Below are 18,305 nucleotides of genomic sequence, written 5' to 3' on the forward strand. Positions count from 1 at the left end.
GGCTTATCGTATTAAAGAAAAGTGCGCCTTAAACTCCCTGTTTTGTCCGTTTGTAGCGCGGTATGACACCGTAAACCAGTAATCGGTAGCCGGCAGGTCATAGCCGTTATAAGTACCATCCCACCCTCCGGCACCCGGCCTGAAGGCAGAAATAAGCTTGCCGTAGCGGTCATAAATAAACACGCGGGCGTTGTACTGGCCTATAAGCCCTTTTATGTTCCAAACGTCTTTAGTGCCGTCGTGGTTAGGGGTAAAATAATGCGGGTAGTTAAGCGCAAACACTTCAAGCTCTATAACACCACAGCCGTTTTTATCGCGCACGGTAACGGTATAAAAGCCATCGGTAATACCGCTAAAATAAGGTTCATCCTGGTAAGGGCCGCCCTCAAGGCTGTATTCATAATCGCCACTGCCGCCGGTAACGGTTATGCTAATCGTCTGGTTGGTATGAAAATCCTGGCCCACTTCGGCTGTGGCTATAGCCAGTGATGAGGTACCTACCGTTGTAGACGCGCTGCTGCTGCAACCGCTCGCGGCATTGGTAGCCGTAACGGTATACGTACCCGGCTCGTTAACGGTAATAAACGCTGAGGTATCGGGCAGTGCATCGCCGTCTTTTTCCCATGCAAAAGTATAGGTGCCGTTATCGGGCAGGTTGCTGTCTATAATAGCAGGGCTGTAAGTGCCGTCTGTAAGGTCTTCGCAAAGGTACAGTTTTGCGGGTGGAGCAGGGTTGGGCAGCGGGGTTACCACTATAGCCATAGTTGCCACATCAGTACAAACAGTCCCCACGGTGTAGCTAATGGTTACGCTGCCGGGGTTTACCGGGGTTACAAGGCCGGTGGCATCTACCGTGGCAACGTTGGTATTGCTGCTGGCCCATGTGCCGCCTGTTGCGGTATTGGCAAGCTGAAGGGTATCGTCTATACACACCACGTTATTGCCTGTGATAACACCCGGCGATGGTGCAGGGGCAGGCTGTGGGTTAACGGTTATGGCAAGCGTATTGGTACAGCCCGGGTTGTTCCTTACCGTTAGGGTATACGGTCCCGGCGCTACATTTAAAAATACCGGCGACCCCTGGAAGCTTACCCCGTCAAGGCTGTAGGTATGGCCCATGCCAAGGGGGGCTGTAACGGTAACGGTTGCTGTGGCGGTGTCGCAATCCGGCTGCTGTATGTTAGCTACAGGTACAACAGGCTGTGCAGGTGCAGCATTTATAATTTGTTGTGCTACTGCCTGGCAGCCACCGCTGTTAAATACCGTTATGGTGTGGTTGCCCTGTGCCACCGGAGTAAATATGGCTGATGTTTGCACAGGCCCATTGTCTATGCTATAGGTGTAGCCCGTCCCGGTAGGTGCGGTAACGGTTATGGTGCCAAATGCTGTAGTACAGTCGGGTTGGGTGTGTGAAAGCACTACTGCCGGAACTGCCGCCGGTGGCTGGTTTACAACCTGTGTTGCTGCCGCAGAAATACATCCGGCGGCATTCCGTACAATTATGGAGTAACTGCCCGGGGCAAGGTTGCCAAAGGTAGTGCCCGGCTGCCAGTTAAGGCCATTGTTTATACTGTAGGTTAACCCTGAACCTGTAGGTAATGATACGGTTATACTGCCCGTGGTTTGCCCGCAAAGCGGCTGCTGTGCCGTGAGTTGTGGCGTGGCCGGGGCAGCAGGTACTGCATTTATGGTCCTTACGCTTACGGTAGAAACACACCCTTCTACATTCATGGCGGTTACAGGGTAGGTGCCCGGCGTTAGTGTAAATACAGGCGATGCCTGGTAATCTGTTCCGTTAACCGAATAGGTAATGCCCGTGCCTGTTGGGGCTGTTACGGTTATGGTTCCGGTAGTATCAGTACAGCCGGGATTTTGTACTATGGCCTGCGGTGTAGCCGGTACCGGTGGGGCAGCGCCAACAACCCGCTCTGTAGCCGGTGATATACATCCGGCGGCGTTTTTAACGGTTATGTTATAGGTGCCTTCGGTAAGGGTAAACGTAGCTGATGCCACATAAGTAGTACCGTTGCTGCTGTAGGTAAAGCCTGTTCCTGTTGGTGCAGTTACCGTAACGGTTGCTGCGGTAGTGCAGGTAGCAGGGGTATAGTTAAGTGCAGGTGCTGCCGGTGCGGTAGGCTGTGGGTTTACCACAATGTTTCCGGTAACTGATGTACATCCGTTAGCATTTTGCGTGGTAATAACATACGTTCCTGCCAAAACATCAAATTCGGTTGCGGTTTGCCAGGTATCGCCATTGTCTATGCTATATTGGTAGCCTGTGCCTGTAGGCGATATTATGCTAATAGTGCCGTTTGCGTTATCACAGTCGGGGTGGTTTACTGATGTAATTGCTACGGCAGGTACCGCCGGTTGTGGGTTCACCACAATATCCGGTGTAACCGATGTACACCCGCCCGCGTTTTGGGTGGTAATAACATACGTTCCGCCCGGTACGTTAAATACCGGTGTGGTTTGCCAGGTGTCGCCGCCGTTAATGCTGTACTGGTATCCGGCACCTGTAGGGGCCTCTATAGTAATAGTACCGTTAACGTTATCACAATCAGGGTCGGTTACATTAGTTGTAGCAACAGCAGGAGTTACAGGTTGTGGGTTTACCACAATGTTCGCACTGATTGATGTACATCCGTCTGCGTTTTGGGTTATAATGGTATAGGTTCCGGCAGGTACTTCAAAAACCGTTTCAGTTTGCCAGGTATCGCCATTGTCTATGCTGTATTGGTAGCCTGTGCCTACAGGTGCCGTTACGGTAATAGTGCCGTTAGTGTTATCGCAGTCAGGATGGCTTGCAAAAGCAGTTGCGGGAGCCGGTGCGCCCGGCTGCGGGGCTACTACAATATTTGATGTAACCGATGTGCATCCGGCAGCATTTTTGGTAACAAGAGTGTAAAAGCCAACCGTTACTTCAAACACTGTTTCAGTCTGCCAGGTATCGCCATTATCTATACTGTATTGATATTCTGCACCCACAGGGCTGGTTACAGTCAGGGTGCCGTTAGGGTTGGTACAATCCGGGTCGGTGGTTTGCACAATGGCAACATCAGGCTGTGCGGGTTGCGGGTTTACCACAATATTTGGTGTAACCGATGTACACCCGTCGGCGTTTTGTGTAGTAACAACATACGTTCCGGCCGGTACTTCAAATACCGTTTCGGTTTGCCATGTATCGCCGCCATCTATGCTGTATTGGTAGCCTGCCCCGGTAGGGCTGTTTATGGTAATGATACCTGTAGCGGTATCACAGTCAGGGTGGCCAACAATAGTATTGGCTACAGCCGGTGCCCCCGGAACCGGGTCTACAACTATAGGGTCAGTCTCTGCGCTGCATCCTGTACTGTTTTGGACTATGATTGTATATGTGCCGCTGGCTACTTCAAACTCGGGTCCGGTTTGCCAGGTGTCGCCACCGTCTATACTGTATTCATAATCGGTTCCAACAGGCTCGGTTATTGTTATAACACCCGGTGTAGTACAGGTAGGCTGGGTAACGATATTCTCAGGGTCATCAAGCGTGCCTATGGTTAACTGTGCACTATAGCTGTACAGCGTGCAGGTGGGCGATGTAATTACGCAAAAATATTGTGCGCCGTCTAACGTTTGTGGTGCGCTGCTTATTACAAAAGTATCGGTAGTGCCACCGGCATATATACCGCCGTTGGTAACGTTTACAACTGTGCCCAATGTATTAAAGGTCTTCCACTGGTAGGTAAAGCCGGAGCCGCTTACGCCACTTGAAAACACGGCTTCCTGGCCTGCGCAAATTTCAACCGGGTCAGGGTTCAGTACAGATGGGGTAGGTAAAGAGGGTGGGTTAGCGGTGTGTATACCCAGGTTATCGCAGCTCTCTTGGCTGTAGGTATTCCAGTCGGCTGCTGCATACGTTGCAGCAGGTGCTATTACTTCCGGTTTACGGATAATGGAGTAGCCCACTTCGTTAGGGGCATGTACCACATCTATAATAGCACCGTTTTTTCTGAGCTTAATAGCATCCTGTGCATTTATACCATTACTAAGTACCGCATCTGGGGTTATACCGCAGGGTGCTGTTCCACTCCTTACAAGGTAGGTAGAATATGGGGCTATAGAGCCAGGTAATGTTAAAACATATCCGGATGTAGGGTTTGCATCGGTGTAGGTGCCATAACGTTCCAGCACATATTCTCCGTTAAAGGTTACGGTGTTTCCGCTTGGGTTGTATAGCTCTATTGCACCCGGCGTCAATGCCTGGGCATCATATACCTCAGAAATATAAATTTCGGTATACCCGCACGCGCTTATAAGGGGTGTAAATGTAGTGGCAGATGTTGCCGTACAGCCTCCGTTTGCCGTTACGGTCACAGTGCCTGTAGTAGCGTCTTCGGGCACTACTGCACTGATGTTAGTATCTGATACGATGGTAAAATCTGCCAGGTGGCCGTCAAAATACACTGCGCTTACCCCGCTGCCGGATTCAAAGCCGGTGCCGGTAAGGGTTACAACTGTATTGGCCGGGCCGCTAACAGGAAAGACTGATGTTATAAACGTGTTGGTACAGGCCTGTGAATAACTGTTATAACAGCATAAAGCAAAAAACACGAAAAAACAAATAGTAATTTTTTTAACCATCTCATTTTGAATTAAAGGGAGACAAAAGTAGCCCGTAAATTAATCTAATGAGGAGATTTCAAATTAACGAAATTTTAAGAAAATGTTATAAAATTTTTTGTGCGTATTTTTTAGTTATTTTGGTTGTATAAAAAAACCACGCCTAAGCGTGGTTTTGTATCTTATTTAGCTTCATAATACTCTTTAAGCTTCTTGCTGTAGGTATTGCGGTAAGCGGCAAATTTTTTATACTGGTCTGCTGTTAGTACAGATTTTAATTTGGCTTCCTTTTCGTCGTTAAGGGTTTTAAGCTTTTTGGCCTTATCTGTAGCGTTTACTGCTTTGTTAGCCTCAACAGCCTTGGTTAAAAAGGTTTTGTTTATGTCAAGCACTTTTGTGTACTGGCCATCGTTAAGCCCCAATTGGGTTTTCATTTGCGCGGTTACGGCCTTTGCGCCTTCGCTAAGCTTGTCCTGCGCAGCAGCATTTACAGTAAACATAAGGAACAGCACAAGGGTGCCTAAAAATGCCTTAGAGGCATTAGTAAAATTTTTCATCTCTAATTTTGTTTTATGCGGTTAGGGGCTTATGCCTTATTGCAAAAATATACGATAATTTCTACTGTAGTATACCCGGGCTGTTAAATTAGTTTGTCAATGGGGGCAATTAATCAAACTTTATACCCTGGCGTAGTGCAGCATCATTTCTGCTTCTTTAAGCCTTAGCTCCTGTTGTTCCAGCCTGTGGGCTGCCTTTTCCAGTTTTAGCGGGTTGTTGCTCCTTTTTACCCTTACAATAAGCTTGTCTGAAAGGTTAGAAACGTGGTTTGCCTTAAGCTGCCTGTAAAAATCGGCATAGGTTACCTCATTGCCAATGGTTTCGCTGTCATCATGGCTGTTAACCATGCGCTGGCTTACCGATTCCATAAGATGCAGCGACTGCTGGCGGAGTTTGCCGTGTTTAGTAATGACCTGTTCTTTTTTAATGAACAGCATCTTGCCAAGTAAATGGCGTGCTAATATGTAGCCCAGGGGGGATAGGACTACACCTGTAGCAATCAGGATGTCTGAATTTAGTAGCATAGTAATTAGATGTTTACAATGCAAAGCTAAATAATTTTATGATAACTTTAACAAAATATTAATAAACGTTAACAATTATCTCATTGATAATTTCTATCGGTTTAGTAAAAGTATATTTAGAGGTTTTTTGTAGGATTTTCATGCTGATTTACAGCTAAATAAAAAGGGCTGCTTAAGTAAGCAGCCCTTTTTTGTATTATGCAGGATCTTTCATTTTAAAAGATTCCATGAATTTTGTAGTATAGTTACCGGCTACATAATCCGGTTCGTCCATAAGCTGGCGGTGAAATGGTATTGTGGTTTTAATACCCTCAATGATAAACTCATCAAGCGCGCGCTTCATTTTATTGATGGCCTCTTCACGGGTTTGTGCCGTTGTTATAAGCTTGGCAATCATAGAGTCGTAGTTTGGCGGAATTGTATAGCCGCTGTATACGTGGGTATCAAGCCTTACACCGTGGCCGCCCGGCATGTGCAGGGTGGTGATTTTGCCCGGAGACGGACGGAAATCATTATACGGGTCTTCGGCATTAATACGGCATTCTATAGAGTGCAGCTCAGGCAGGTAGTTTTTACCGCTGATAGGCACACCTGCTGCTACAAGTATTTGCTCACGAATCAGGTCATAGTCTATTACCTGCTCGGTAATAGGGTGCTCTACCTGAATACGTGTGTTCATTTCCATAAAGTAAAAGTTGCGGTGCTTGTCTACCAGGAACTCTACTGTACCGGCGCCTTCATAAGCAATAAACTCGGCCGCTTTAATGGCAGCCTCGCCCATTTTGTGGCGCAGCTCATCGGTCATAAATGGCGATGGCGTTTCTTCGGTAAGCTTCTGGTGGCGGCGCTGTACCGAACAGTCGCGCTCGCTAAGGTGGCAGGCTTTACCAAAAGAGTCGCCTACTATTTGTATTTCAATATGGCGCGGCTCTTCAATAAGCTTTTCCATATACATACCGTCGTTACCAAATGATGCGGCAGCTTCCTGTTTGGCGCTTTCCCATGCTTTTAGCAGGTCGTCTTTTTTCCAAACGGCACGCATACCTTTACCACCACCACCGGCGGTAGCCTTAAGCATTACAGGGTAGCCTACTTCTTCAGCCAGTACTTCGGCAGTTTCATAAGAATCTATAATACCGTCAGAACCCGGCACACAAGGTACACCGGCTGCCTTCATGGTAGCTTTTGCAGTAGCCTTGTCGCCCATTTTATCAATCATATCCGGCGAAGCACCAATAAATTTAATACCGTGCTCGCGGCATATGCGGCTAAAACGTGCGTTTTCGCTAAGGAAACCATAGCCCGGGTGAATAGCATCGGCATTTGTAATTTCTGCCGCAGCTATAATGTTAGATATTTTAAGGTATGACAGGTTGCTTGGCGGCGGACCTATACATACAGCCTCATCGGCAAATTTTACGTGAAGGCTCTCGGCGTCGGCAGTACTGTATACGGCCACGGTCTTAATGCCCATCTCTTTACAGGTCCTTATTACACGAAGTGCAATTTCGCCCCTGTTTGCTATTAATACTTTTTTAAACATCGCGCTCTCTTATTTTAAATTTTAAATGGTAAATTTTAAATTCTTTAAACACTGAAAATCATTCAGCATTTAAAATTCAAAATTTAAAATAATTAAGACGGGTCTACCAGGAATAGCGGCTGGTCAAACTCTACAGGAGATGCGTCGTCTACAAGCACCTTAACAATTTTGCCCGATATTTCAGACTCAATTTCGTTAAACAGCTTCATAGCCTCAATAACACATACCACATCACCTTTAGATATAGTGCTGCCTACTTCTACAAATGCAGCTTTATCCGGAGATGGTTTCCTGTATAGAGTGCCTATAATTGGCGACTTTATAGTTATGTATTTAGCGTTTTCATCTGCAGCAGCAGGGGCAGCGGCTACGGGAGCAGCGGCAACCGGGGCGGCAGCCACAGGGGCAGCCTGTTGTACAGGAATGTGTTGTACAAAAGCAGTAGCAGCTTCAGCAGCACCTTCGGTAGTTGTTTTTATGGTGATCTTAAAATCATCCATCTCCAGCTTTACCTCAGTAGCGCCAGATTTGGCTACAAACTTGATTAGGTTTTGAATTTCTCTGATATCCATAGTTTTCCTTATTTGTTATTTGTGTGTGTCTTTGTTTTAGTTTTTGTCGTATGCCCACTTAAGATAAATAGAGCCCCATGTAAAGCCTCCGCCAAATGATGCGAAGATTATGTTGTCTCCCTTTTTAAGCAGGTGTTCAAAGTCGTGCAGTACAAGTGGCAGCGTGGCCGATGTGGTGTTGCCATACCTTTGTATGTTTACCAGCACCTTGCTCTCGTCTACCCCCATGCGCTGCGCAGTAGCGTCTATAATGCGGCGGTTAGCCTGGTGGGCTACAAGCCAGTTTACATCATCGTGCGTAAGGTTGTTTTGTTTCATGATTTTTTCGCTAACATCTGCCATGTTGCTTACCGCATATTTAAATACGGTTTTACCATCCTGAAACACATAATGCTGTTTGTTGTCTACCGTTTCGTGGCTGGCCGGCAGTATAGATCCGCCTGCATCAATCTTAAGGTATTCGCGGCCTATGCCGTCGCTCCTTAGTATTTCGTCCTGCACGCCAAGGCCCTCATGGTTAGGCTCAAAAAGCGCGGCACCTGCACCATCGCCAAAGATAATGCAGGTAGCCCTGTCAGTATAATCTATAATAGAAGACATTTTATCTGCCCCAATAAGCAACACCTTTTTATAACGTCCGCTTTGAATGTAGGCTGCCGCGGTGCTCATGCCATATAAAAAGCTTGAACATGCCGCCTGCAGGTCATAACCAAAAGCGTTTACAGCGCCTATTTGCGTGGCAACATAAACGGCAGTGGCTGCAACGGGCATATCGGGTGTGGCGGTGGCCACAATAACCATGTCTATTTCTGCGGGGTTTGTGCCAGATTTGGCAAGAAGGTTTTCGGCTGCCTTAATAGCAAGAAAAGAAGTGCCCTGGCCTTCTTCTTTCAATATACGCCTTTCCTTTATTCCGGTACGGGTGGTAATCCATTCATCGTTTGTATCTACCATTGTTTCAAGCACCTGGTTAGAAAGTACAAAATCCGGAACGTAAGCACCTATTGCGGTAATGGCGGCTGTTATTTTAGTCATAGTCTATTAATAATCACCTGTTTCGGTCAATTATAGCCCGAAAAAGCGGTGGAAATTACAAAAAAATTATAATATGGCAGTACCTGCGGGGCTGCTAAATTTAAAAAAAGGTATTTAACAAAAAAACTCCCACGTAGTGAGAGTTTTTTACCCTATACTTTTTAGTAATTAAGCTACAGCTTCAGTCTTGTCTATAACAACCTGGCCCCTGTAGTACATTTTACCTTCATGCCAGTATGCCCTGTGGTAAAGGTGAGCCTCACCGGTTACTGCGCATGTAGCGATTTGAGGTACAGATGCCTTATAGTGCGTCCTCCTTTTATCTCTTCTTGTTTTCGAGGTTTTTCTCTTAGGATGTGCCATTTTACAATATTATTTATTATCCGTTAATAGTTTCTTCAGGCCGTCCCATCGCGGGTCGGTATCTTGTTCTTGTTTCTTTTCTTCTTTTTTGGGCGCTTTTGGTGCCAGTTCCTCAAGTTTGTTGAGTATGCCTGCATCAAGCGTGCCGTCTTTTATGCCGGGGTGTACCCTTTTTGTGGGTACCGAAAGCACAATCATTTCATATATATACTGCGCTACGTCTACCTGGTATTCGCCGTGGGGCAAAATAAGCATCTCGTCATTGTCATTGTTAAACTCGTCGCCAAATTTTACAATCAGGTTAAGCTTTCCTTTTATAGGCAGGTCAAAATCCTCATTGCTCAAATCGCACGGAACGTTAACAGTGCCTTTGTGCTTAAAGCCAAGCTCCATGTGGGTGCTTTTCTTTTCCAGTGTAAGTTGTACTTTAACATCAACGTTGTTATATTCGTCAAAGCTAAAGCCGTCAAAGAACGCCTTGTTTATATCAAATTCAAACTGGTGCTTTCCTAACTTTAACCCCACAAACGGGATTAAATAATCCTTATTCGCTTTCATGATCCAGTTTTTAGCTGTTGTTTTTACTTCTTTTTGTGGCTAATGTTTCCGCAAGTGGTTTCAGCACAACAGTTTTGAGCGTGCAAAGATATAAAATTATTGCAATTCCAAAACCGTTAGTGAAATTTTTTTGATTCTTCCTGCTTTTCCCTGATTTTTAGCGGATTCTTAGTCAGTTCTTTATATTCTGCCCGGTTATGGAACACGTCCAGCGCCAGGTATAATGCTTCTTTAAACGAGTTGTTGTCGGCCACGCCCTTGCCGGCTATTTCATAAGCCGTGCCATGGTCTGGGCTGGTGCGTATGCGGTCAAGCCCTGCCGTGTAGTTTACGCCATTGCCAAAAGACAGGGTTTTAAACGGTATAAGCCCCTGGTCATGATAGGCCGCTATAATGGCATCATACTTTTCATACTGGCCGCTGCCAAAAAAGCTGTCGGCGCTAAACGGGCCAAAAACGTGCACGCCTTCTTCAAAAAGGGTTTTAAGCGCGGGTTTAACCACATCATCGTCTTCATGGCCTATAACGCCGTTGTCTCCGCTGTGCGGGTTTACGCCCAGTATGGCAATTTTTGGTTTAGTAATACGGAAATCCTGCTTAAGCGTCTTATTAATAGTGAGTATCTTTTTACGGATAAGCTCTTCGGTTAAATGTGCCGATACCTCATTAACCGGTATATGGTCAGTAAGCAACCCTACGCGCAACTTGTCCTGCACCATAAGCATAAGGGCATCGCCCTCCAGCTGCTGGTCAAGGTAATCAGTATGCCCGGGGAATTTAAACTCTTCGCTTTGTATGTTGTACTTATTAATAGGTGCAGTAACTAATACATCTACCTGCTTGTTTTTAAGCGCTTCTACCGCAGCTGTAAACGATTTTATGGCATACTGGCCCACAACGGGGTCGTTAGTGCCAAACTCAAGGTTTACGCCTTCTTTCCACACGTTTAGCACATTTATCTTGCCAATAACCATCTGGTCAAGGCTGTCTATGCCGTGCAGGGCTATTTCATTAAGCTCAAGCTGTTTTTTTATGAAGGAAAGTATTTTTACGTTGGCAAAAATCACGGGGGTGCACATCTCGAGCATGCGGCTGTCTTCAAAAGTTTTAAGCAATACCTCGGCACCTATGCCGTTTAGGTCGCCTATAGATATGCCTGCAATTACATTTTCGGCCTTTTTTGTCATGATGTGTTTTAATGCTTAATTTTGTTGATACAAATTTACACAAATAATCAGCATGTTTACAGGAATTATTGAAACGGCCGCTACCATAAAGCAAATAGTTAAAGACAACGACAACATACACTACACCCTTACAAGCCCTATTACCCACGAACTTAAGATAGACCAGAGCCTTGCGCACGATGGTGTATGCCTTACCGTAGTGGCTATAGATGCCGAAAGCTATACCGTAACCGCCATTAAGGAAACCCTTGAAAAAACCAACCTTAAGGGCTGGGCCGAAGGCGGCACCGTAAACCTGGAGCGCGCCATGAAGCTGGGCGACAGGCTCGACGGGCACATTGTACAGGGCCACGTAGACCAGACCGGCATATGCGTAAGTGTAGAAGAAGCCGGCGGCAGCTGGTATTTTACCTTTGAATATGAAGCAGGCCCGGGCAACATTACCATAGAAAAAGGTTCTATATGCGTTAACGGTGTGAGCCTTACCGTAGTAAACTCTCAGGATAACCGCTTTAGCGTAGCTATTATACCGTATACTTTTGAGCATACTAACTTTAACGCCATTAAAGCCGGTACTACCGTAAACCTTGAGTTTGATGTAGTGGGCAAGTATGTAGCACGCCTGCACGCGCTAAGGGCATAATTAAAGGTGCTGGTTGATAAACGGGTCTGTCCAGCGGGGGTCGCTAAAAATGGCCGGGTCTGTCAGGGTGTTTAAAAACAGCAGCAGCGCCACCTTGTCTTCCTGGCTAAGGTGCAGCTGGCGCGGCTGCCCGTTTGTATCTTTAAGGAAAGGCGATAGCTGCGGGTGGTTTTGCACACCGCTGTCATAAAAGTCAATAACCTCCATAAGCGTATGGAAACGCCCGTCGTGCATATACGGCCCGGTAAGCTGTATGTTGCGCAGGGTGGGTATTTTAAAGGCGCCTTTCATGTTTATATTGTTGGGGTAGTGCTCAAACGCACCCTGGTCTGCCGCTGTATTAAGGTCGAGCCCATTGTTTATGGGGCCTGAGTTGGGGCTTACAAAAGCCTCGGTAGTATGGCAGCCGTAGCAGGCCAGGCCACCTTCGCTAAAAGGCTTCAGGAACAGGAACTTGCCCCGGTTTTCCTGCGCGCTGAAGTTAGGGAAATCATCGGCCATATTCGCCACCTGAACCCTTCCCCGGTCATACTTGGCATCATACGTAACCATACTCCTTATAAATTGCGAGAGCGCATCGGCAATCCTTATATTGCTTATATGGCTGTCGCCAAAGGCATCCTTAAACAGTTTGGCATAATACGGTTCTGCCGCTACACGCAGGCTTATCTGGTCAAGGGTAAGCCCCATTTCCTTTACATCTACTATGGGTAAAAGCGCCTGGTCTTCAAGGGTATTGGCCCTTTCATCATAAAAAAAGTGCCCGCGTTTATAAAAGCGGCTGTTAACCAGCGTCATACTGTTGCGGCGTGTAGACTCGCCATACAGCCCGGTGCTAAACGCCCCGTTGTCGGCATAGGCCCTTTCGGTGCGGTGGCAGGAACCACAGGCGGTTGTGCGGTTTAGGCTCAGGTTTACATCATAAAACAGCACACGGCCCAGGGTAGCGCCATAATCAGTAATGGGGTTGTTATCGGGTGTGTTGTCTGTGCCGTTTATAGCGCTGGGCAAGAAGCCGTTATCGTTTGTGGTAAAGTAGCCCGGCAGGTTGAGGCTGTAATTATAAGGCGTTTGGGGCAGGTTAAGCAGGTATTCATAGCCGCTTTCGGTAACGGGGGTGTATTCCTTCTCGTCTGAACACGATACAAGCAGCGGCAACAATAGCCATAAATACCTAAGCATAAGAGGGTTGATTGATGATTGGGGGTAAAAGTAATGCTTCTGTTTGAAGCTGTAGCTGATTAAGAAAAATTTAACGTATGGTTGGCGTCACTACAGTGCAATTCTGAAGAGTACACCATTTTTTGGCCGGGGTGTAGCCTTAACTTTGTAGTATAATTTTAAAAACCAATACATTATGTCAGTAAATATAGCCCTTGTAACCGGCGGGAGCCGCGGGTTGGGCAAAAACATGGCGCTTGCCATAGCTAAAAAAGGCCTTAACGTTATTATTACCTACAACAGCCAAAAGGCTGAGGCTGATGCCGTTGTGGCTGAAATCGAATCCCTGGGCCAAAAAGCCGCCGCCCTGCAGCTTAATGTGGGCGATGCCACTACCTTTGATGCTTTCTATCAGCAGGTTAGCAGTGTTTTGAAAGAGGTGTTTAATGCCGATAAATTCGACTACCTGGTTAACAACGCAGGCATTGGCATACATGCTTCTTTTGCCGAAACTACTATAGAACAGTTTGATAATCTGGTAGATATACATTTTAAAGGGGGCTTTTTTATGACCCAGAAAGCACTGCCACTGCTTAACAACGGCGGGGGCATCATAAACATCTCTACAGGGCTGGCACGCTTTAGTACCCCTGGCTATGCGGCCTATGCCAGCATGAAGGGCGCGCTGGAAACCCTTACCAAGTACCAGGCTAAAGAGTTGGGCGCTAATGGTATACGTGTAAATATTGTAGCCCCGGGCGCTATTGAGACCGATTTTGGTGGTGGCGTGGTGCGCGATAACGATCAGGTTAACAGCTTTATAGCTTCACAAACTGCCCTGGGCCGTGTGGGCCTGCCTGACGATATTGGCGGGGTAGTGGCCTTTTTATGCACCGATGATGCCCGGTGGATTACCGCCCAGCGCATAGAAGTATCCGGGGGTATGTTCCTGTAAAAAGGGGTTAATATTTCACTTTCGGACTTTGAAATTCAATATAAGCGGCTCCATTTTGGGGCCGTTTTTTATTGCAGTGGTTTTTGGGCAATACTGTTCCATTTTTTACCGTCGTGTTCCAGTAAAAAAACCTCGTTTACTTCAAATTCGGCATGGTAGTTTTTTGATTCAAATTCGGCCCATGCTTTTTCAAACATCTCAAAACTCAGGTCGCGGTACCCAATGGTCATGTGCGGGCTAAATTGTTCCTCTGTGGGCTGAAGTGCCACCTCGGGGAAGGTGTGTTTAAAGCTTGCCGTGATTTCGCCTTGCAGGGCCGTTAAATGTGCCGAGGCTACCGGCTTTACATAAATCACGGGGTTGTGTTTGTTGGCAAAGGCGCCAAAACCGTCAAGGGTTTGTAAAAAAGGGGTGGTTTTAAGGTTTAGGTGTTCAAACCACCCCACTACTTTGTCCTGTAAAGCAGTAAAAGGAGCTTTTAATGTTATATGGGGCATTACCCTAAGGGCTTTGCGGCTGTTGTAGTGCAGGGCCATGTGTTCTTTAAGGGCAGTAACTTCCCCGGCGGTTTTGCCATTTGGTATTATAGCTAAAAAATACAGGTTTTGGCTTTGCATATTGTTATAAGTGCAAAAAATAAACAATAATTACCGCTGGGCTCGGCGATGGTTAAAATGCCGGTAAGGATTACAGCCGGGGTGGGTTACTACAAAAATAAAAGAACGTGATAAACTATGCTTGTATTATCTTTATAACATGAATGTACTCGGGCTTTAAAAGCAGCGTGTATATGTTTTTCCTGAAAAATCCGTGTACGGTAAGGGTAACTTCATTACCTTCGCTGCTTTCCGGCAACGGAATACGGGTGTTTAGTATATCTTCGTTGTTAAAGGTATACCACAGTGCATTGCGAAAACGGTACTTAATTACGCGTTCGCTTCCTGCCGGTGCTGCATATTCTATATACAGCATTTTTATCTTTTTGCTGCGCCTGGGCGCTACTTCCAACATACGTTTTGTAACGTGGTACTGAAAGTTTAGCCAGTTGGTAATCCCTGCCATTTTTATAGTTTTTTTAGTTGAGCCAATAAAAATGAGGAGAGAGTATTGACGTTTTTTTGGTACGGCTAAAGTACTCTTTTTAGCTACGTTACAAACCTATCCATAACCCGTCTATGCGTTTGTCTATGTTTTGTCTATGCATTTTATCGATAAAACCATTTCTAAAACGTTTTCGTAAATTAGGGGCTAATACAGATTTAACATAGCCTAAACGCAATATGGCCCGGCGCTTTTGTAATTTTAAACATCACGTTACTTTTTTATGGCACTACCCACCCAAAATAACCCCGAAAACCCGGCACCACCCCGCAAAAAATGGAAACGCATTGCCCTGCGCATATTCCTGTTTTTGGTTATACTGGTAGTGGCAGGCTACACCGGCCTGGCCTGGTACATGCACACCCATAAGGAGGAAGTACTGGCATCGCTTACCAAAAACCTTAACGAGGGCATTACCGGAAACCTCTCCATAGGCGATATGGAAACCACATTCCTGGGGGGCTTTCCCGGCGTATCGGTAGAGTTGCAAAATGTAGTATTGCGCGATAGTTTGTACAATACCCACAAGCGCACGCTGCTTACCGCCGGCAATGCACAGGTTAGCCTCAACGTACTGGCGCTGCTGCGCGGCACGGTGCAAATTAAAAAAGTGGGCATAAGTAATGCCGCCATTTATATATATGTGTCGCCAGACGGATACAGCAATACCGCCGTTTTTAAGAAGAAACCCAAACAGCCCGATGGCAGCGGCGGGGGCAGCAGCCTGCCCGAGCTCCGCAAATTTAGCCTCGATAACGTAAGCTTTACTGCCGATAACCAAATGAGGAATAAGCTCTACAAGTTTAAGGTGCACAGCCTTAAAGGGGCACTCAACTATACATCTACAGGATTTAAGGCAGATGTAGGCTTGCAGGCATTGGCCGAAAGCATGGCCTTTAACACCACCCGAGGCACTTTTATGGGCAATAAAGAACTCGACGGTACTTTTGATATTACCTATAATGAAGAAGAGGGCGTACTGGATTTTGCCCCTGAAAAGCTTATGATAGGCAAGGAAAAGTTTATAATAAGTGCGCGCCTGGGGGTAGGGGCCAACTCTAAATTCCGTATTAATATTGAAAATGACAATATTTTATGGAAAGACGCCGCCTACCTGCTGTCTAAAAACATTACCGATAAGCTCATGATGTTCGACATCAAAAAGCCTATTGCTGTTACCTGCCTGCTCGATGGCGACTTTAACAGCAGCGATGACCCGCTTATAGATGTGCACGCCACGGTTGAAGACAACGTGCTGGTTACCCCCGGCGGGGATGTTACGCACTGTAATTTTAACGGGCACTTTATTAACGAACACGTTAAGGATAAGGGCTATACCGATGCCAATTCGGCCATAACGCTTACTAATTTTACCGGCGAATATTTTGAGCTGCCTTTTACCATTAAAAAAGCAGCCATCCTTAACCTTGACAAGCCCATTGCCACCGGCGATTTCTCATCATCCTTTAAAATGGACCGCCTTAAAAACCTGGTTGACGACAACCTGCTGAAATTTGGTAAAGGCACGGCCGACCTGAAGCTTACCTTTCGGGCAGATGTGGTTAACTACCGCCTGGCCAAGCCGCTGGTAAACGGTAAAATTGCCATTAAAGATGCCACGGTTACCTACGTGCCGCGAAAGCTACAGTTTAAAGATGTATCGGTAGGGCTTAACTTTACTAAAGACGACCTTTTTATAAGCGAGATAGAGCTGAAAACAGGCAAGAGCACCGTTAAAATGGAGGGTAGTGTTAAAAACTTCCTCAACCTGTATTACACTAACCCTGATAAGGTGGTGTTGGAGTGGAATATGTACAGCCCGCAGCTTCACGTGGGCGAGTTTATGGCATTCCTGGGCAGCCGCCAAAAGGCCAAGCGCAACATACCTAAAAGCAACAAGGGCAATTTTACCGATGGGCTCGACCTGCTGTTTGAAAAAGCCAATTTTGATATGCGCATGAAGGTAGACAAGCTGTACTACAACAGCTTTTACGCTACCGATGCCCGCGCTATAATACTGCTGCTCAACAACAGCGTGCAGGTTAAAAAGCTGGGGCTTAACCACGCCGGCGGCACGGTGCAGCTTACCGGCACCATGCAGCAGGGCAACACCAACCGCTACAGTATTAATGCCAATATAAACAACGTAAACGTGAGCCGCTTTTTTGCCGCGTTCGATAATTTTGGGCTCGATAAGCTACAGTCAGATAACCTTAAGGGCTACTTTTCGAGCCAGGCAAATGTATCGGGCTATATAAACAGCAGCGGCGGGCTGGTGCCAAAGAGTATGGATGGCCGCGTTACCTTTAACCTTAAAAAAGGAAAGCTGCTCAATTTTGAGCCGGTGGTAGATGTGGGCAAATTTGCATTCCCCTTTCGCGATGTGCGCAATATTGAGTTTTATGACCTTAAGGGTACGCTTGATGTTAAGGGCGAAAAGGTAAAAATACACCCCATGCAAATAAGCAGCAGCGTGCTTAATATGGATGTGGAAGGCACCTACAGCTTTGGTCGCGGTACCGAAATTTACATAGACGTACCCCTGCGCAACCCCAAAAAAGACCGTAAAATTACTGATAAGGAAGAACTTGCCAAACGCCGCAACCGCGGCATAGTAGTGCACCTTAACGCCAAAGACGGCGATGATGGCAAGGTAAAAGTAAAACTGGGCGGGAAAGGATAGTTTGCAGTCGCAGTCTCAGTTTTCAGATAGCAAACAGCTACTGCAAGGTCTTGAAGGCCTTGTAGGTATATAAGCACAGACTGAAAACTGCGACCCCGATAGTACGGATTTTTAATCCGCACCTTACTAAGCAATTAAGCACGGATTAAAAGTCAGCGCTATCGGCCTGAAAACTGAGACTGCGACTGAGCTAAAATTAAAACGTATACCCTATCCTTATGTGTATATCAACACCCACATCGGTAGCGCTTTGTATAAAATTATCATGGTTTATAACAAGAAGGTAGCCTAAACCTATACCCAGCTCATAATTAAAATTGCTTTTTGCAATGGCCCTCCGGATACCCCACTTCGGTATGAACGTTATCTGGTCGGGCACATAAAGGTATGAAGGCACGTTGCCCAACACAAACAGGTCAGGGTAATATTCTACGGCAAGGGTTACAAAGCTTGCGCTGTTATTTTCGGTATGTTTGCCTTTGCGGGCGCGTTTTTCAATATTGTAATACCAGCGTGGCTCTACGCTAATGCTGGGCACCAGTGCCGTGCCGCTGCCATCCCACCAGGTATCATAATACCACAAGTCAAGGCCTGCTTCGGTGCGCAGTGCCCAGCGGTTGCTAAGGCGCAGTTCGTTACTGGCCCAAAAGCCTATGGCACCGGTTTGCACGGTAAAAATTGATTTTTCCACCGTTCCGGCAGTATTTTCAGGGGTTGTGGTTTCGGGTTCCTGGGCAAAAGCATTGGCAAAAGCCAAAAGGCCCAGCAGCAGCGTAAGGGATTTTTTCATAAGGTGATTTGCGTTTCGGGCGTAAAACTA

General features: G+C 46.5%; 16 protein-coding genes. 3 read left to right on the forward strand and 13 right to left on the reverse strand.

The window, feature by feature from the left end:
• Positions 1 to 3: 3 nt before the first annotated feature.
• From AM279_RS15740 to pdxA, 9 genes are all read right to left on the reverse strand, one after another.
• Entirely contained in the window at positions 4 to 4,623 is a 4,620-nt protein-coding gene (locus AM279_RS15740; protein WP_054408979.1) for a T9SS type B sorting domain-containing protein, read from the reverse strand.
• Positions 4,624 to 4,784: 161 nt separating this feature from the next.
• On the reverse strand, positions 4,785 to 5,159 hold the full coding sequence (locus AM279_RS15745; protein WP_054408980.1) for a hypothetical protein: 375 nt from the start codon (positions 5,157 to 5,159) through the stop codon (positions 4,785 to 4,787).
• 120 nt (positions 5,160 to 5,279) lie between these two features.
• A complete protein-coding gene (locus AM279_RS15750) occupies positions 5,280 to 5,684 on the reverse strand; it encodes a hypothetical protein (protein ID WP_054408981.1) in 405 nt (134 codons plus the stop codon).
• Positions 5,685 to 5,880: 196 nt separating this feature from the next.
• The gene (gene accC / locus AM279_RS15755; RefSeq protein WP_054408982.1) at positions 5,881 to 7,227 is read right to left on the reverse strand and encodes an acetyl-CoA carboxylase biotin carboxylase subunit; all 1,347 of its coding nucleotides are present in this window, start codon (positions 7,225 to 7,227) and stop codon (positions 5,881 to 5,883) included.
• A gap of 92 nt (positions 7,228 to 7,319) precedes the next feature.
• Positions 7,320 to 7,799, reverse strand: coding sequence for an acetyl-CoA carboxylase biotin carboxyl carrier protein (accB, locus tag AM279_RS15760; RefSeq protein ID WP_054408983.1), 480 nt, complete (start codon positions 7,797 to 7,799; stop codon positions 7,320 to 7,322).
• Positions 7,800 to 7,835: 36 nt separating this feature from the next.
• Positions 7,836 to 8,834: a beta-ketoacyl-ACP synthase III gene (locus AM279_RS15765; protein ID WP_054408984.1), complete on the reverse strand. Its 999-nt coding sequence runs from the start codon at positions 8,832 to 8,834 to the stop codon at positions 7,836 to 7,838.
• 168 nt (positions 8,835 to 9,002) lie between these two features.
• Complete coding sequence (gene rpmF / locus AM279_RS15770; RefSeq protein ID WP_054408985.1) at positions 9,003 to 9,197, reverse strand: 50S ribosomal protein L32; 195 nt, start codon at positions 9,195 to 9,197, stop codon at positions 9,003 to 9,005.
• A 9-nt stretch (positions 9,198 to 9,206) separates the two neighbouring features.
• A complete protein-coding gene (locus tag AM279_RS15775) occupies positions 9,207 to 9,755 on the reverse strand; it encodes a YceD family protein (protein WP_054408986.1) in 549 nt (182 codons plus the stop codon).
• Positions 9,756 to 9,871: 116 nt separating this feature from the next.
• Entirely contained in the window at positions 9,872 to 10,942 is a 1,071-nt protein-coding gene (gene pdxA, locus AM279_RS15780) for a 4-hydroxythreonine-4-phosphate dehydrogenase PdxA (protein ID WP_054408987.1), read from the reverse strand.
• A 52-nt stretch (positions 10,943 to 10,994) separates the two neighbouring features.
• Here pdxA and AM279_RS15785 point away from each other — a divergent pair, with 52 nt between their 5' ends.
• Positions 10,995 to 11,585, forward strand: coding sequence for a riboflavin synthase (locus AM279_RS15785; protein ID WP_054408988.1), 591 nt, complete (start codon positions 10,995 to 10,997; stop codon positions 11,583 to 11,585).
• Here AM279_RS15785 and AM279_RS15790 read toward each other — a convergent pair whose 3' ends face one another.
• Positions 11,586 to 12,767: a cytochrome-c peroxidase gene (locus AM279_RS15790; protein ID WP_054408989.1), complete on the reverse strand. Its 1,182-nt coding sequence runs from the start codon at positions 12,765 to 12,767 to the stop codon at positions 11,586 to 11,588.
• 175 nt (positions 12,768 to 12,942) lie between these two features.
• Here AM279_RS15790 and AM279_RS15795 point away from each other — a divergent pair, with 175 nt between their 5' ends.
• Entirely contained in the window at positions 12,943 to 13,701 is a 759-nt protein-coding gene (locus AM279_RS15795) for an SDR family NAD(P)-dependent oxidoreductase (protein ID WP_054408990.1), read from the forward strand.
• A 68-nt stretch (positions 13,702 to 13,769) separates the two neighbouring features.
• Here the strand turns inward: AM279_RS15795 and AM279_RS15800 are convergent, their stop codons facing one another.
• Complete coding sequence (locus AM279_RS15800) at positions 13,770 to 14,318, reverse strand: 2'-5' RNA ligase family protein (protein ID WP_054408991.1); 549 nt, start codon at positions 14,316 to 14,318, stop codon at positions 13,770 to 13,772.
• A 115-nt stretch (positions 14,319 to 14,433) separates the two neighbouring features.
• A complete protein-coding gene (locus tag AM279_RS15805; RefSeq protein WP_054408992.1) occupies positions 14,434 to 14,763 on the reverse strand; it encodes a hypothetical protein in 330 nt (109 codons plus the stop codon).
• A 262-nt stretch (positions 14,764 to 15,025) separates the two neighbouring features.
• Between AM279_RS15805 and AM279_RS15810 the strand changes: the two genes are divergently transcribed.
• Positions 15,026 to 17,485 (forward strand): AsmA-like C-terminal region-containing protein, encoded by a 2,460-nt coding sequence (locus AM279_RS15810; protein ID WP_054408993.1) that lies wholly within the window; start codon positions 15,026 to 15,028, stop codon positions 17,483 to 17,485.
• A 196-nt stretch (positions 17,486 to 17,681) separates the two neighbouring features.
• Here AM279_RS15810 and AM279_RS15815 read toward each other — a convergent pair whose 3' ends face one another.
• A complete protein-coding gene (locus tag AM279_RS15815) occupies positions 17,682 to 18,275 on the reverse strand; it encodes a hypothetical protein (RefSeq protein WP_054408994.1) in 594 nt (197 codons plus the stop codon).
• Positions 18,276 to 18,305: the final 30 nt, after the last annotated feature.

It is taken from the genome of Flavobacterium akiainvivens (genome assembly GCF_001278115.1).
GTDB classification, from domain to species: domain Bacteria; phylum Bacteroidota; class Bacteroidia; order Flavobacteriales; family Flavobacteriaceae; genus Flavobacterium; species Flavobacterium akiainvivens.

What these genes read in the sequence shown, in the direction of transcription:
- AM279_RS15740 (WP_054408979.1), bottom strand. Translation starts at nt 4,623, where the DNA reads ATGGTTAAAAAAATTACTATTTGTTTTTTCGTGTTTTTTGCTTTATGC.
- AM279_RS15745 (WP_054408980.1), bottom strand. Translation starts at nt 5,159, where the DNA reads ATGAAAAATTTTACTAATGCCTCTAAGGCATTTTTAGGCACCCTTGTG.
- AM279_RS15750 (WP_054408981.1), bottom strand. Translation starts at nt 5,684, where the DNA reads ATGCTACTAAATTCAGACATCCTGATTGCTACAGGTGTAGTCCTATCC.
- accC (WP_054408982.1), bottom strand. Translation starts at nt 7,227, where the DNA reads ATGTTTAAAAAAGTATTAATAGCAAACAGGGGCGAAATTGCACTTCGT.
- accB (WP_054408983.1), bottom strand. Translation starts at nt 7,799, where the DNA reads ATGGATATCAGAGAAATTCAAAACCTAATCAAGTTTGTAGCCAAATCT.
- AM279_RS15765 (WP_054408984.1), bottom strand. Translation starts at nt 8,834, where the DNA reads ATGACTAAAATAACAGCCGCCATTACCGCAATAGGTGCTTACGTTCCG.
- rpmF (WP_054408985.1), bottom strand. Translation starts at nt 9,197, where the DNA reads ATGGCACATCCTAAGAGAAAAACCTCGAAAACAAGAAGAGATAAAAGG.
- AM279_RS15775 (WP_054408986.1), bottom strand. Translation starts at nt 9,755, where the DNA reads ATGAAAGCGAATAAGGATTATTTAATCCCGTTTGTGGGGTTAAAGTTA.
- pdxA (WP_054408987.1), bottom strand. Translation starts at nt 10,942, where the DNA reads ATGACAAAAAAGGCCGAAAATGTAATTGCAGGCATATCTATAGGCGAC.
- AM279_RS15785 (WP_054408988.1), top strand. Translation starts at nt 10,995, where the DNA reads ATGTTTACAGGAATTATTGAAACGGCCGCTACCATAAAGCAAATAGTT.
- AM279_RS15790 (WP_054408989.1), bottom strand. Translation starts at nt 12,767, where the DNA reads ATGCTTAGGTATTTATGGCTATTGTTGCCGCTGCTTGTATCGTGTTCA.
- AM279_RS15795 (WP_054408990.1), top strand. Translation starts at nt 12,943, where the DNA reads ATGTCAGTAAATATAGCCCTTGTAACCGGCGGGAGCCGCGGGTTGGGC.
- AM279_RS15800 (WP_054408991.1), bottom strand. Translation starts at nt 14,318, where the DNA reads ATGCAAAGCCAAAACCTGTATTTTTTAGCTATAATACCAAATGGCAAA.
- AM279_RS15805 (WP_054408992.1), bottom strand. Translation starts at nt 14,763, where the DNA reads ATGGCAGGGATTACCAACTGGCTAAACTTTCAGTACCACGTTACAAAA.
- AM279_RS15810 (WP_054408993.1), top strand. Translation starts at nt 15,026, where the DNA reads ATGGCACTACCCACCCAAAATAACCCCGAAAACCCGGCACCACCCCGC.
- AM279_RS15815 (WP_054408994.1), bottom strand. Translation starts at nt 18,275, where the DNA reads ATGAAAAAATCCCTTACGCTGCTGCTGGGCCTTTTGGCTTTTGCCAAT.